The sequence below is a fragment of the Candidatus Clostridium radicumherbarum genome, from assembly GCF_045310525.1.
GTDB classification, from domain to species: domain Bacteria; phylum Bacillota; class Clostridia; order Clostridiales; family Clostridiaceae; genus Clostridium_AT; species Clostridium_AT radicumherbarum.
Genome location: NZ_JBJHZY010000003.1, coordinates 360,079 through 374,933, shown reverse-complemented (window position 1 = coordinate 374,933; position 14,855 = coordinate 360,079). Strand labels below are relative to the sequence as shown.

Here is a 14,855-nt window from a genome sequence, read left to right as displayed (position 1 = left end):
ACAATTTGTAATTAATTATTTAATCCTTTTTAGTGTAAAGGTAAAAGTTACGCCTTCTCCTTCTTTATTCTCAACCCAAATATCTTCTCCATGCTGGGTTAATATATTTCTCACAATTGGGAGTCCAAGGCCTGTGCTTACCTTTGAAGTTCTTGATTTGTCCGCCTTATAGAATCTATCCCATATATGAGATACATCTTCCTTTGGTATTGTTGGTCCATCATTAAATACTGAAATAAGTACTTTTTCACCTTTAATCTTTGTATATATGGATATATTGCCGCCATCATTTACATACTTTATTGCATTGTCTAGAAGGTTAGTCATAACTTGAATTAACCTGTCTCTGTCTCCAGCTACATATTGATGTTCCTGATTAAAACATACATCAACCTTTAATTTCTTTTCTTTTATCCTAGTTTCAAATTTTATAACAGTAAGCCTTATTATTTCATTTATATCAAGTTCATCAACCCTCAGTTTAAATTGTCCAGCTTCTATGGCTGATAGGTCCAGTAAATCATTTACAAGCCTAGTAAGCCTTTGAATTTCCTCATAGGCAATGGATAAATAGTAATTTTCCTTATCTCTTGGTATTACTCCATCTAAAATCCCGCTAATAAAACCTTTAATAGAAGTTATTGGTGATCTAATTTCATGAGATACATTTGAAATAAAATCCCGCCTTGCTTTTTCTACCTTCTCAAGGTTGTCTGCCATGTAATTAAAGGATTCAGAAAGTTCACCAATTTCATCATTGGAATTTATTTTTACTCTCTTTTCCACATCGCCTTTAGATATTTTTTTTGCCACAGAATTTATTTCTGCTAAAGGCTTAATTATTATTCTTTCAGAAAAGTAGTAAATAATAAAAGATGAAATTATTATGGCAAAAACTGCAGTAACCCAAATAATTATATAAACATCCTTTAATGGTCCATTTATCTCACTAAGGGGCGTTATCATAACAATGGCCCCGCAAAAGGCGTTATTCTCGTCCAGAACAGGTATGGCATAAATATGAGATTGATTTGATATTATATTTTCAAAGGTACCTTGTCTTTCATAGACCTTTCCCGCTCTTAATTCATCAAGACCGCTGGAAAGAACCTGTGTCCCTATTAAACTATCAAATTTATCATCAGATACAGAATAAACAGATCCAATACCATCAACAAGCCATATATCGGCACTAGAATAACTGCTTAAAAATTTTAAAGCTTGCTTTCTTTCATCTACCGAATATATATTTGTATATTTCATATGGTCAATTGCAATATCTTTTATTAATAAGGATTCCTTTTGAAGCTGATGTCTTCTTTGAGAAAAATAATAATTTTGAAACCATACTGATAAAAAGGTAGCTATTATAATGAAGCTAATTGCTACAATCAAAAAATATGTAGCTATCATTTTAGAAAATAAACCTTTTCTTAACTTAAGCCTCATCTATTTCACCTCAAATTTATATCCTACTCCCCAGACAGTTTCTATCTGCCAATTAGTTCCTCCAGGTATTTTTTCTCTTAATCTTTTAACATGTACATCTACAGTTCTTGAATCACCAGGATAATCATAGCCCCAAACCTCGCATAGAAGCTGTTCCCTAGTAAATACTCTATTTTTATTATTGGAAAGATAATATAAAAGTTCAAATTCCTTTGGAGGCATTTTGATTTCCTGCCCATTATATATTACCGTATAGGAATTTATATCGATAACTAAATCATCAAAACTTATGACCTCTTTGTTCACACTTTCCACATTATATCTTCTAAGTACTGCCTTCACTCTAGCAAGGAGTTCCTTTGGTTCAAAGGGCTTTACTATATAATCATCAGCACCAAGTTCAAGTCCTAATACCTTGTCAAAGGTTTCTCCTTTAGCTGTAAGCATTACTACTGGCGTTTCATTTTCTTTTCTAATCCACTTTAAAACATCTATTCCATCAATATGTGGAAGCATAATATCTAAAAGCACTAAATCTGGTCTATATTCTGAAAACGCCTCTAAAGCATCCTTTCCATCATGACAAAGTCTTGTAGAATATCCTGCACTTTCTAAGTACATCTTAATTACTTCACATATGTTTTCATCATCATCAACTATTAAAACTTTACCAATTGTTCCTTCCATAATACCCTCCTGTTATTCCTCTGGGGTACGTAATGATTATTAATCATTACGCCTCCTGTTATTCTCTGTAGTACGTAATGATTTTAACCATTACGTCTCCTATACTCTTTTAATGTGCCTCTTATTTTCTTAAATATATATTATTATGTCTCACTAGTTTCTCATTAATCATACATATAATTTATCACAAATCAGATAACAATTTATAGTATATTTTAAAAAGTTACAAATAATTTACTAATAAGAAATAAATAAGAAGTAAAAAAATAAAGAATGATAAATTATTGATGCCTTTCACAGAGAGATCAGCATTTATGAAATTACTTCTACTATCAGAATAATTCCATTATAATTCATCATTCTTCATTTATTAATCATTATAAATAATTTGTAATTAAATAAGTTAAACTATTCAAGCTGCAGCTTATTCTTCGAAAAGCTTGCTTACTGGCATATCTTCATAAATTCTTTTTATTGCTTCAGCAAAGACTGGACCAACTGAAAGTATATTAAACTTTGATAACATTCTGTGTTGAGGTAAATCATTAGTATTAAGCATTGTAAGTTCTTTTATTGCAGAAGCTTCTATTCTCTCTATTGCAGGACCTGACAGAACTGAATGTGTACAGCAGGCATAAACTTCCTTAGCTCCCATATCCTTTAGTGCATTTGCAGCATTACAAATTGTTCCAGCAGTATCAATAACATCGTCTATAAGGATAACATTTTTATCCTGTATATCTCCAATTACATTCATAATTTCGGAAACATTAGCCTTCGGCCTTCTCTTGTCAATTATAGCTATTGGAGCATGAAGTTTATCTGCAAAATTTCTAGCTCTTGTTACACTGCCTAAATCTGGAGATACAACAACAACATCGTCTCTATCAGCAAAGCCTTTACTAATAAAATATTTTGCAAGTATTGGTGCTCCTAAAAGATGGTCTACCGGGATATTAAAATAGCCTTGAATTTGAGGCGCATGTAAATCCATAGTCAGTATTCTATTTGCACCTGCTGCGGTTAATAAATCAGCTACTAGCTTTGCAGTAATTGGATCTCTTGCCTTAGCTTTTCTATCCTGTCTAGCATAACCATAGTATGGAATAACAGCGGTAATTCTTCCTGCAGATGCTCTTTTAAATGCATCTATCATAATTAATAATTCCATTAAATTATCATTTACTGGAGCGTTTGTTGATTGAATAACAAAAATATCAGCACCTCTTACAGTTTCGTTAATATCAACAGAAATTTCTCCATCACTAAAAGTACCAACCTTTGATGCTCCTACAGGTGCACCCAATAAATCAGCTATTTCTTTTGCTAGCTTTGGATGAGAATTACCTGTAAAAATTTTTATACCTTTTCCATGGGTTATCATAAGTATCCTCCTCGTATTCCTTATTCTGCACACAAAGTTTTCTTGTACATACTCATCTATTTTTTTAGGCCCTTCTTTTCTACCCAGCCTTCTTTATTAACCTGCTTAGCTCTAGCTATAGCTAGTGCTCCTTCAGGAACCTCTGATGTAATTGTTGAACCGGCGGCAGTGTAGGCGTTATCCTTTACTACCACAGGCGAAACTAAGTTTGTATTGCAACCAATAAAAACATTATCTCCAATTATAGTCTTATATTTTTTCTTGCCATCATAGTTTACTACAACGGTTCCGCAGCCAAAATTACAGCCGCTTCCAACCTCTGCATCTCCAATATATGTAAGGTGTGATACCTTTGTATTATCGCCTATTGAAGACTTCTTAATTTCCACAAAATCACCAATTCTTGCATGCTTTCCTATAACGCTTTCAGGTCTAATGTATGCAAAAGGCCCAACTGTTGTTCCTTCCCCAATTTGACTTTCTATTATTACAGAGCTTTGAATAGTTACCCCTGCTTCAATTATACTATCAGAAATTCTTGAATTAGGATAAAGTATGCATTCTTCTTTAATAACTGTATTTCCTTCAAGTACGTTTCCTGGATATATAATAGTATCTCTTCCTATTTCAACTTCGCTGCCTATATAGGTAGTATTAGGATCTATTATAGTAACTCCATTTTCCATATGTTTTTTATTAATTCTATTTCTTAAAATAACTTCTGCTTCTGCTAGCTCTATCCTGGAATTGATTCCTATGGTTTCTTCATAATCAATTACCATAGCTCCAACCTTGAGGCCTTCTGATTGTAAAATTTGAACTATATCTGTCAAATAGTATTCCCCTTGTGCAGTATTATTAGTAAGTTTATCTAAACTATTTAAAAGTGCCTCTATATCAAAGCAGTACATTCCTGCATTTATCTCTTTAACTTTGTATTCCTCTTCACTGCAGTCCTTTGCCTCAACTATTTTAAGTACATCCCCTTTAGAATCCCTTATTACTCTTCCATAATGAGCTGGGTTTTCAATAATAGAGGTTAATATAGCTCCTTTATAATTTCCCTCTTCATAAAATTTAAGTAAATTTCTAACTGTTTCTTCAGTTATAAGTGGAGCATCGCCAGTAAAAATTGCAACAACCCCAGTTTTGTTAGCTAAAAAATCCTTAGCACACATAACAGCGTGACCAGTACCAAGTTGCTCAGCTTGTAGTGAATAACTTACATTTCTATCTTCGGTACCTTTCTTAACCTTATCTGCACCTTTTCCAACGATTACATTTACTGATTCAATTTCAGATTTTCTCATGATGTCAATAACATGATTAACCATTTCCTTGCCGCACACCTTGTGCAACACCTTAGGTATATCTGATTTCATTCTCTTTCCTTCACCAGCAGCTAATATGGCAGCACATTTAAACATAATACCCTCCTGCAGTTCTCTGTGGCACACAAGGATTATTAACCCTTGTGCCTCCGACCTTTTTTTAAAAAACGCCCCTTATATTATATTTTATACGTTATTAATTTGCAACCTTGCAAATTAATTAGTCGAAAATAAAAAAGAGCCCTAAAAGCTCCTTTTTAATTTATTGCTCTTCAGCAACTGTGATTTCATCATTTTTAACCTTTTCATACTCTGCAAGAATTGACTCTTGAATCTTTTCTCTAGTCTGAGTATTAATTGGGTGTGCTATATCCTTAAATTCTCCATCTGGAGTTTTTCTACTAGGCATAGCAATAAAAAGACCATTTTGTCCTTCAATAACCTTAATATCATGAACAACAAATTCATTATCAAAGGTTACAGAGACAATTGCCTTCATTTTACCCTCAGTTGCTACTTTTCTCACTCTTACATCTGTAATTTGCATATAAAACCACCTCCACGATGCTTATACATTTATATTCAACACATTTTCGTTTTTTCCTTCTAATTTTTCAAAATATTTAATATTTTTTTAAATATTTACCTATTGAAAATACTTTGATGGGAAAACTACAGCGGTATCTTCATCATTTATTCCAGCAAATTCCACTATTGAAATATAGTCTTCAACAAGCTTCTCTGAGATTTCAATATCTTCAATAAGTACTCCGATACCAATTACTTTACTATCGAACTCTTTGAGTAAATTAATGATGCCCCGTGCTGTTCCTCCAGCTTTCATAAAATCATCAATAAAGATACACTGGCTGCCATTTCTAAGAGCTTTTCTAGATAATGACATAGTCTGAATCCTTTTACTAGAACCAGTAACATAATTTATACTTACAGTAGTTCCTTCAGTAACCTTATTATCTCTTCTAACAATTACAAGCTGAACTCCTAAAAGCTTTGCTACTTCATATGCAAGTGGTATACCCTTGGTTTCAACTGTAACTACATAATCCACTTCTTTATCAATAAAGGCAGAAGCAAGCAAAATCCCAGCTCTTTTAATTATTTCAGGATTATACATAATATCGGTCATATAAATATAATTACCTGGAATTATCCTGTGTTCTTCGCTTAAAACCTGGCAAAGGAAATTTACAAACTCTTCTCTTTCCCTCTGAGACATGCCGCAGATATATCTTACTCCTCCTGCTGCACCAAGGGTTGTTTCAACCCTACCCATACCAAGCTTAATAAAGGTATCCTTAATTACTAAAATATCTTCACTTATAGTTGATTTTGCAGCATTAAATTTTTCAGTAAAAGTATTTAAATTTATAACTTTGTTTGGATTTTCTATAAGCTGCTTCATGATGCCAGTAATTCTTTGATTTCTGCTGTATTTTTCCATATCATCACCCATTAATTAGATTTCCGAACTATTCTTTTAAAAATTTTCTTTTTATTCATATTTTATTCTTTTTATTAATTAATATCAAGAAGAATCAAATCTTAATGATAGAAGGGTGTTTCTTTTTAATTTTTTTGTATATAATTATATATGATTGTTATTAAAACGAGGAGATGGTACTTTGTCTTTCGATTTTTTAAGAGATAAACATAAAAAAATACATTTTATAGGTATTGGCGGAATTAGTATGAGCGGTCTAGCAGAAATTTTACTAGAAAATAATTATAAGGTATCCGGCTCAGATATGAAAGCTTCTTCTATTACAGATAAGCTTGTAAAACAAGGTGCAGAATTTTACCTTGGTCATAATGGCAAAAATATTAATGATGCTGATTTAGTAGTTTACACTGCTGCAGTTTCAGAAAGTAATCCAGAGCTTCAAAAGGCAAGGGCTTTAAAGCTGCCTGTAATGGATAGAGCAGAATTTCTAGGGGAAATTATGAAAGGTCATAGGTATAATATAGCAATATCAGGTACTCATGGTAAAACTACAACTACCTCCATGGTTTCACATATATTTTTGCATGCAAATTTAGATCCAACAATTTTAGTTGGCGGGGAATTAGATATTATTGATGGGAATGTTAAGGCAGGAAAAAGTGAGTATTTTATAACTGAAGCCTGTGAATATAAAGCCTCCTTTTTAAAATTCTTCCCCTATGTTGGAGTTATATTAAATGTTGATGCGGATCATTTGGATTTTTACAGAGATATAAATCATATACAAGAAACTTTTATGGAATTTTCTAAACTTATTCCTAAGAATGGCTATTTAGTAGCATATGCAGAAGATGAAAAACTGAAACCAATTATTGAAGCCTCTACAAGTAACGTTCTTACTTATGGAATAAACTCAGGCGACATTACTGCAAAAAATATTATCTATAATGATAGAGGCTGTGCCTCCTTTGATGTTTTTAAAGATGGCGAAAAACTATTTTCTGCATGTTTAAATGTTCCGGGAAAACACAATGTTTTAAACAGCTTGGCTAGTATATGTACAGCACTAAGTCTTAATGTACCTTATGAACATATAATAGAAGGCCTAGCAGGTTATTTTGGAACTCATAGACGATTTGAGCTAAAGGGAATTAGAGATGGGGTTACTGTAATAGATGATTATGCACATCACCCTACGGAAATAAAAGCAGTTTTAGAAGCCTCAAAAAACTATCCCCATAAAAGGATACTATGTGTTTTTCAGCCCCATACCTATTCAAGGACACTTACACTATTTGACGACTTTGTAAACTGTTTTTCTAATGCTGATGAAGTTATTTTGGCGGATATTTATGCAGCAAGGGAACAGTTTACAAATACAGTAAGTTCCGATATGCTTGGAGACAAAATTCGTGAACTCGGACAAAGCTGTAGGAATTTACACAGCTTTGAAGAAATAGTTAGCTATCTATTCTCCGCAGCCAAAGAAGGAGATTTAATCCTTACTGTAGGAGCTGGAGATGTTTATAGAATCGGAGAAATGTACTTAAATTATCTTCCATAACTTTTCTATGAATAAATAGAATATACCTTACATTGAAAGGCGATGAACTCTATGATTAATACTATACTATTTGACTTAGACGGCACACTGCTGCCAATGGATGTAAAAAGCTTTGAAAAAATATATTTCGAATCAATGGCAGGCTATTTAGGAGAATTAATAAGTCCTAAAGAACTAATCACCAATGTCTGGGCATCAACAAATGAGATGATAAATAATCTTGATTATAAAACTAATGAAACAGTTTTTATGGAGGACTTTAAAAATAGAATTAATGGGGACCTAGATGTATATAAAGATCGTTTTGATAAATTTTATGATTCTGAATTTTTAAAAGCAAAAACCGCAGTACATGAAAATGAGTTTATTAAGAAAAGTGTTAAATTATTAAAGGAAAAGGGTTATAAAACCGTTATTGCTACTAACCCTCTTTTCCCACTAAAGGCTATACATCACAGGATTCGTTGGGCTGGCTTCGAGCCTTCCGACTTTGAGTATATATCTCATTATGAAAAAAATCATTATTGCAAGCCTCAAACCAAGTATTATGAAGAAATCCTTAAGGATTTAGATAAAGAGCCCGAGGAGTGCATGATGGTTGGTAATGACGTAGAGGAGGATTTGATTTCCGGAAAACTTGGATTAAAGACCTATTTAATAAAGGATCATATCCTTCATAGAAGCGAGGAAGAAATTATAACTGATTATGAAGGCTATTACGAGGACTTTTATGCCTTTGTTAAAGACCTTCCTAGGGTTATTTAATTGAAAATCAGTAAGAAGGGGCTATCTCAAAGTGTAAATTAAAATTTACTTTGAGATAGCCCCTTCTTTATAATTATTTATCAAGTACGAAAGGCACTGTAACAACAGCTATATGTCTGTCCTTTAATAACTGATGCCTTAAAATTGTACCAGTCTGATTATGAAAAATATTTTCCCACCAATGTCTCACTATGAATTTTGATATTACAATGGTTATTATATCTCCAGGTTTACTTTCATGCTCTTGTGATTCCACATATTTAATAAGAGTGTTTACTATGTCACGATAGGGTGAATATTTTATAACTAATTTTATTGAAATTCCACAGGCTTTCCATTTCTCCTGTAATTTTCTTGCTTCTTCCATATCAGTAGTAACATGAAGTGCAACAATTCTTTTTTCGTCACATAAATGCTTTGCATAATTTAAAGATTTCAAAGAGGCTCTATTTAAGGATTCTATTGGAACTATTACAAAATCTTTAACCTCAAAGACTTTATTCTCAATTTCAATTCGTTCTTTGTTTAATGTAAGCTCGTGGGCTATGTTTTTGTAATGCTTCCTTACTAATTTCATAAGTATTACGAAGGAAGGTATTAAAATTATGATAATCCAAGCTCCGTGTATGAATTTCGTTGCGCCTATGCTAATAACAGTAACGAATGTAACTATGGCACCTATTCCATTTATAGCAGCCTTATGTTTCCAGCCGCTGTGTTTTAGTCTTATCCATCTTACAAACATACCAGTCTGAGATAATGTGAAGGAAATAAAAACTCCAACTGCATAAAGTGGCAATAATGAATGAGTGTCACCCTTAAAGATTATTATTAATAATATTGCTAATGTCCCAAGCAGCACTATACCATTTGTAAAGGATAGTCTTGAACCTCTCTTAGTAAATTGCCTTGGAAGATATTTATCCCTTGATATTATGGATAATAACAGCGGTAAATCACTAAAAGCTGTATTGGCAGCCATTACCAATATTAACATTGTAGTTACTTGAACCGCATAATACATAAAGGTCTTTCCAAAAACCTGCTCTGCTATTTGTGCTATAACAGTAACATCTTTGGTTGGCACTGCATGATAAGCTGTAGCAAGTAAAGACGTACCTCCAAATATAAATAATACTATTGTTGCAAGTAAAATTAATGTCATCTTTGCATTTTTCTGAGCAGGCTCTCTAAAATTTGGAATACCATTGCTTACTGCTTCAACACCAGTTAGTGCAGTACAACCACTGGAAAATGCTCTTAATAATAAGAGTAAGGTTATACTTTCAGTACCCGCAGGTATTTGAACAGATGTAGTGGGCGTTATTTTTAGAATATAAACCTTAAAAAAGCCATATATAATCATACTTATCATTGAAATAATAAATAAATAGGTTGGAAATCCAAATATTCTTGAAGACTCTTTCAGTCCTCTTAAGTTTCCTATGGTCATAAAAATAACAATTGCTACACTTATTAATACACTATAAGGAATTAAGCTAGGAATTGCTGAGGTTATTGCAGCAGTTCCTGCTGTAATACTAACAGCAACAGTTAGTATATAGTCAATTAATAGTGAGGCTCCTGCTGTTAATCCGAAATTATCTCCTAAATTATCCTTGGCAACTATATATGAACCCCCACCATTTGGGTAGGAATCAATAGTTTGCCTATAGGAAAAAACTAAAATAACCAGTAATCCAACTATACATAATGCTATATAGAACATTTGCTTAAAAGCTAATAAACCAATTGCTGGAACTAAAACCCAAAGTATTTCTTCTCCTGCATAAGCAACTGATGAAATTGCGTCACTTGATAATATGGGAAGTCCCCAAAGTACATTGAACTTTTCACCAGTAAGCTCCTCATTCTTAAGCGGCTTTCCTATTAAAAGTTTTTTTAACTTTCCAAACAAAATATTTACCCCCTTGAAACTGCGTAATCTTCTTTAAAAATATTTAAATCATAAATTATCTTGTGTTTTAAATGTTTAAAATGTAATATTATTTTAACCACTAAGCAATTATACTATGATTTATAATTAAAGCTAAGTCTTCCAAAATTCAGTAATAAAATTTATCCTATTTACTATAGGCAATTATAAGAAACTATCTTTAAATAGCTTATCCACATTTATTATTTTAAGGTTTTACTATAAGAATTAAATTAATAAAACCATTTTATTAAAGAGGAATATTATGATTAAGACATTAAAATCTAAATTTACAATAATCTATATAATTTTAGTAATAATTATTGGTGCAATTGGTTGTTTTTCTACGTTTAACAACTATATTTTAGGCAAACAAATAAATGGTCTAATGGTTAGAAATTATAAAAGCATAAAAGCCATTAATAATATGTATCAAACTCTTGAAGAACAAAATAATGCTGTTCTTACTTATATGGATGGTAATCATGAGGAAGGTATTAAAGCTTTTCATTTAAATGAAATAAAATTTTATGAATATTACAATGTTGAAGCTAATAATATAACTGAACCGGGTGAAAAAGAACTGGTTAATGAGCTTTCTCTTAACTATGAAAAGTACTTAACATATTTTTCAAAGCTGCAGGAAATTGATACTCAAAAGGGCTTAAATTCAGCAGTTATTTACAACAAATTAAACATTAATCCAACCTTTGAGACAATAAAAGAGATACTATCTAAGATTTCAATGCTTAATGAAGAAGATATGTTTAGCAGCAAAGATAAAGTTACAAGCTATTCTATAAAGTCCATGTATATATTCCTAATAATATCAACTATTTCTGTAATTATTGGTTTTTTACTTTCAATGATATCAATAAAAAAAATTTTGAAACCTCTATATTCCTTAAGGGATACTATGAAAGCAGTTAGAGCTGGAGATTTATACAAACAGGCTCCTATTATTTCTAGCGACGAAGTAGGGGAATTAACTATAGAATTTAACAATATGACAAAAAGACTTCTTTTATTTGAGCAGAGTACCTTAGGCCAGCTTTTATCTGAAAAAAACAAGTCTATAACTATAGTAAAAAGTATAGCTGATCCATTAATTGTTCTTGATACGGATTATAGAATTATTCTTTTAAATAACGCCTGTGAAAGTGTTTTTAACATTAAGGAAACAGAGGTTATAAACGAATACTTTTTTGAAGTTATAAATAACGTGGATTTATATGAATGTATTAAAAGCATCCATGATTCCATGGATAAAGATATAGAAAAAAAGATAATATATTTTAATATTGACAGTAAAGATTACTACTATAACATAATTGTAAGTAAACTAATAGATCCCTCAGGTAAAACTACTGGTCTAGTAGTTTTGCTTCAGAATGTTACCCAACTAAAGGAAATTGAAAAAATAAAATCTGACTTTATAGCAACTATTTCTCATGAATTTAAAACGCCACTTACTTCAATAACCATTGGTACAAATTTATTAACTAATGAACTAATTGGAGAGTTAAATACAAAGCAAAAGGAAATTATATCTACAATTACTGAAGATAGCGAGAGATTACTTTCTCTAGTAAACAATTTGCTAAATTTATCTAAAATAGAATCAAGTAGAGCCATCTATGATATTAAGTCCTATTCAGTACTAGAAGTTATAGAAAATAGCGTTAAGTTGTTTGTAGATCAGGCAAAAAATCAGGAAGTTTTTCTTCACTATGACATAGAATCTAAACTGCCAAAAGTAAATGTAGACTTAGAAAAGGCAACTTGGGTATTGAATAATTTAATATCAAATGCATTAAGATACACTTCTTTAGGTGACGAAATCGAAATATATGCTTTTGTAAGTCAAGATAAAATGTGTATTTCAGTTTCAGATACAGGACCTGGAATTCCTAAGGATTATCAAGAAAAAATATTTGATAAATTTGTACAGGTGCCGGGTCAGGATTCTGAAACTAAGGGATCAGGTCTTGGACTTTCAATATCTAAAGAAATTGTTGAGTCTTTAGGTGGTGAAATTTGGTGTGAAAGCACCCTTGGACTTGGAAGTATCTTTACTTTTACTATTCCAATTGCTGATTTCAATGATAAGAAGGTTAAAGTACTAAATGGTCTTTAACGGGTAGTTTGCCATAAGGAGGTAAAAGCCCTAAATGGGCTTTTACGGGTAATTTATGAGTGAAACGAACACGGTTTAATTACCCCGTGTTTCCGACTGAAAGGAGGAAAAAATAAATGAAAAAAATACTCATAGTTGATGATACAAAAAATATACGGATACTACTAACTACCTGTTTGGAGTTATATGGTTATGCTCCGGTAGTTGCCAAAAATGGCTCTGAGGCACTTGAAATTTTTAGGACCGAAAATATAGACATGGCCTTTATTGATATAAAAATGCCAGAGATTAGCGGTACAGAGGTCTTGAGACAAATTAGATCATTGAATATAAATATTCCTATAGTAATCATGACTGCTTTTGCTACCGTTAAAAATGCAGTAGAATGTACAAAGCTCGGTGCAGTAGCCTATCTTCAAAAGCCCTTTACAGCAGATAAAGTAAAGACTCTGCTTGATGAAATAGAATTAACCACATTCCCAATGCAAGATAATATTTCACAGCTTATTAAACTAGCTGAAAAATCAATAAGCAATTCTCAATTAGATGAGGCACTAACACTCCTAAAGAAAGCCTTAGCTATAGATATTGAATGCAGTGATATATACAGCCTCATTGCAAGAGTTTATGAATTAAAAGGGGATATTAAGGAGGCGGAATTATTTTATAATATGGCTAAGCAATTCATGTAATTATACCTTATAAAATAACATTTTCTACAAATTTCCATGTTCAAGCTTTACAAAAGTATGTTATAGTTTTATAGTATAGATGTAAAACAAAAAATAATGTTTTTTTGCACGTAATGTGCATCATACAAAATCATATCCATCTAATGGATTGTTATAACATAATTTAAATACATAGCTGGAGGAATAGTATGAATAAACTTATGAAGTATGTTTCGCTTTTTACGACTGTAACTGTAATCTCAATTAGTACTACTGTACTAGCTGATCCTTTATCAACTCAATTACAGAATCAGAAAAGTCAACTACAGCAAGATCAGCAAGCACTAAAAAATGCACAATCTAATTCACAGGATTTAGAAACCAAAATTGAAAAATTAGATAATCAAATTGAAGGTGTTATGTCACAAATAAGTGATAATAAAAAGCAGATTACCATTACACAGCAAAATATTGAATTAGCACAAAAGGACCTTCAAAAGGCTGAAGATGATACAAAGGCTGAAAAAGATTTATTTGGCCAAAGAATGAGAGCCATGTATATTAATGGTTCTGATGGATATCTTGATATTATCTTATCCTCTAAGGGCTTTAGTGACCTATTATCTAATGTAGAAGCAATAACCAAAATCGTTGAATATGATAACAAAATAATTGCCGATTTAAAAGCAAAACAAGAAGAAATAAATAAGAAGAAAGATGCTTTAGATGCTCAAAACACCAAACTTTTGGCTTTAAAAGCAGATAACGAAAAAAAACTTGCTCAGTTTAATTCTGATAAAGCTGACCAAAGCAAATTAATTGTACAAGCCAAAGCTCAGGAAAAGCTGTATTCTTCTAAAGTATCAGCTTCTCAATCTGCATTAAATGAAACCATGAAGCAAATTGAAGCTATAAGAAGTTCGGTACCTAAATATACTCCTTCAAGAGGTGCTGTTCCAATTTCAAGCAATGCTGTTATTGCATATGCCTCTAATTTTTTAGGCACACCTTATTTGTGGGGCGGAACAACTCCATCAGGTTTTGATTGTTCTGGTTTTACTCAATATGTGTACAGGCATTTTGGAGTAACAATTGGTAGGACAACCTATGATCAAATAAACAATGGCTATGCTGTATCAAGAGATGCTCTTGAACCAGGAGACCTAATATTCTTCGGCAGCAGTGGCAATCCAACTCATGTTGGTATATATGTTGGAAATGGTGTTTACATTAATGCACCACATACTGGGGATGTTGTTAAAATAGCTTCTATAAATAGATCCGATTACTTAACTGCAAGAAGAGTAATGTAAGTTTATAAAAAAGTTAAAATTACACTAAAATATAAAAAGATATGCTTTGTAAGTATATCTTTTTATATTTTCTCTTAATAACCCTTAATATTAAATTATTAAATTTTAATAAAAATAATCATTTATGAACAAAATTTTGTTTTCGGAATAAAATAA

General features: G+C 31.7%; 12 protein-coding genes. 5 read left to right on the top strand and 7 right to left on the bottom strand.

Going from position 1 to position 14,855, the window contains the following annotated elements; all coding sequences use genetic code 11:
- Window positions 1–15: 15 nt before the first annotated feature.
- The 6 genes from ACJDUH_RS15795 to purR form a co-directional block, all read right to left on the bottom strand.
- Window positions 16–1,449 carry an ATP-binding protein gene (locus tag ACJDUH_RS15795; RefSeq protein ID WP_406766165.1) on the bottom strand — a complete coding sequence of 478 codons (1,434 nt, stop codon included), beginning with the start codon at window positions 1,447–1,449 and terminating at the stop codon, window positions 16–18.
- Window positions 1,450–2,136: a response regulator gene (locus tag ACJDUH_RS15790; protein WP_406766164.1), complete on the bottom strand. Its 687-nt coding sequence runs from the start codon at window positions 2,134–2,136 to the stop codon at window positions 1,450–1,452.
- A 424-nt stretch (window positions 2,137–2,560) separates the two neighbouring features.
- Window positions 2,561–3,520, bottom strand: a complete 960-nt coding sequence (locus ACJDUH_RS15785; RefSeq protein ID WP_406766163.1) for a ribose-phosphate pyrophosphokinase — start codon at window positions 3,518–3,520, stop codon at window positions 2,561–2,563.
- A 56-nt stretch (window positions 3,521–3,576) separates the two neighbouring features.
- Window positions 3,577–4,947 carry a bifunctional UDP-N-acetylglucosamine diphosphorylase/glucosamine-1-phosphate N-acetyltransferase GlmU gene (gene glmU / locus ACJDUH_RS15780; protein WP_406766162.1) on the bottom strand — a complete coding sequence of 457 codons (1,371 nt, stop codon included), beginning with the start codon at window positions 4,945–4,947 and terminating at the stop codon, window positions 3,577–3,579.
- Between the two features lie 166 nt (window positions 4,948–5,113).
- Window positions 5,114–5,398, bottom strand: coding sequence for a septation regulator SpoVG (gene spoVG / locus ACJDUH_RS15775; protein WP_406766161.1), 285 nt, complete (start codon window positions 5,396–5,398; stop codon window positions 5,114–5,116).
- 99 nt (window positions 5,399–5,497) lie between these two features.
- The gene (gene purR, locus ACJDUH_RS15770) at window positions 5,498–6,313 is read right to left on the bottom strand and encodes a pur operon repressor (protein WP_406766211.1); all 816 of its coding nucleotides are present in this window, start codon (window positions 6,311–6,313) and stop codon (window positions 5,498–5,500) included.
- Window positions 6,314–6,494: 181 nt separating this feature from the next.
- Between purR and murC the strand changes: the two genes are divergently transcribed.
- Window positions 6,495–7,877 carry a UDP-N-acetylmuramate--L-alanine ligase gene (murC, locus tag ACJDUH_RS15765; protein WP_406766160.1) on the top strand — a complete coding sequence of 461 codons (1,383 nt, stop codon included), beginning with the start codon at window positions 6,495–6,497 and terminating at the stop codon, window positions 7,875–7,877.
- 51 nt (window positions 7,878–7,928) lie between these two features.
- The gene (locus ACJDUH_RS15760; RefSeq protein ID WP_406766159.1) at window positions 7,929–8,642 is read left to right on the top strand and encodes an HAD family hydrolase; all 714 of its coding nucleotides are present in this window, start codon (window positions 7,929–7,931) and stop codon (window positions 8,640–8,642) included.
- Between the two features lie 73 nt (window positions 8,643–8,715).
- Here ACJDUH_RS15760 and ACJDUH_RS15755 read toward each other — a convergent pair whose 3' ends face one another.
- The gene (locus tag ACJDUH_RS15755) at window positions 8,716–10,560 is read right to left on the bottom strand and encodes an APC family permease (RefSeq protein WP_406766158.1); all 1,845 of its coding nucleotides are present in this window, start codon (window positions 10,558–10,560) and stop codon (window positions 8,716–8,718) included.
- A gap of 283 nt (window positions 10,561–10,843) precedes the next feature.
- Between ACJDUH_RS15755 and ACJDUH_RS15750 the strand changes: the two genes are divergently transcribed.
- The 3 genes from ACJDUH_RS15750 to ACJDUH_RS15740 all read left to right on the top strand — a co-directional run bounded on the left by ACJDUH_RS15750 (window position 10,844) and on the right by ACJDUH_RS15740 (window position 14,699).
- Window positions 10,844–12,715, top strand: coding sequence for a sensor histidine kinase (locus ACJDUH_RS15750; protein WP_406766157.1), 1,872 nt, complete (start codon window positions 10,844–10,846; stop codon window positions 12,713–12,715).
- A gap of 116 nt (window positions 12,716–12,831) precedes the next feature.
- Complete coding sequence (locus ACJDUH_RS15745; protein WP_406766156.1) at window positions 12,832–13,407, top strand: response regulator; 576 nt, start codon at window positions 12,832–12,834, stop codon at window positions 13,405–13,407.
- 188 nt (window positions 13,408–13,595) lie between these two features.
- Window positions 13,596–14,699: a C40 family peptidase gene (locus ACJDUH_RS15740; RefSeq protein WP_406766155.1), complete on the top strand. Its 1,104-nt coding sequence runs from the start codon at window positions 13,596–13,598 to the stop codon at window positions 14,697–14,699.
- Window positions 14,700–14,855 lie beyond the last annotated feature (156 nt).

What these genes read in the sequence shown, in the direction of transcription:
- purR (WP_406766211.1), bottom strand. Translation starts at nt 6,313, where the DNA reads ATGGAAAAATACAGCAGAAATCAAAGAATTACTGGCATCATGAAGCAG.
- ACJDUH_RS15760 (WP_406766159.1), top strand. Translation starts at nt 7,929, where the DNA reads ATGATTAATACTATACTATTTGACTTAGACGGCACACTGCTGCCAATG.
- ACJDUH_RS15750 (WP_406766157.1), top strand. Translation starts at nt 10,844, where the DNA reads ATGATTAAGACATTAAAATCTAAATTTACAATAATCTATATAATTTTA.
- ACJDUH_RS15745 (WP_406766156.1), top strand. Translation starts at nt 12,832, where the DNA reads ATGAAAAAAATACTCATAGTTGATGATACAAAAAATATACGGATACTA.
- ACJDUH_RS15795 (WP_406766165.1), bottom strand. Translation starts at nt 1,449, where the DNA reads ATGAGGCTTAAGTTAAGAAAAGGTTTATTTTCTAAAATGATAGCTACA.
- spoVG (WP_406766161.1), bottom strand. Translation starts at nt 5,398, where the DNA reads ATGCAAATTACAGATGTAAGAGTGAGAAAAGTAGCAACTGAGGGTAAA.
- glmU (WP_406766162.1), bottom strand. Translation starts at nt 4,947, where the DNA reads ATGTTTAAATGTGCTGCCATATTAGCTGCTGGTGAAGGAAAGAGAATG.
- ACJDUH_RS15740 (WP_406766155.1), top strand. Translation starts at nt 13,596, where the DNA reads ATGAATAAACTTATGAAGTATGTTTCGCTTTTTACGACTGTAACTGTA.
- ACJDUH_RS15790 (WP_406766164.1), bottom strand. Translation starts at nt 2,136, where the DNA reads ATGGAAGGAACAATTGGTAAAGTTTTAATAGTTGATGATGATGAAAAC.
- ACJDUH_RS15785 (WP_406766163.1), bottom strand. Translation starts at nt 3,520, where the DNA reads ATGATAACCCATGGAAAAGGTATAAAAATTTTTACAGGTAATTCTCAT.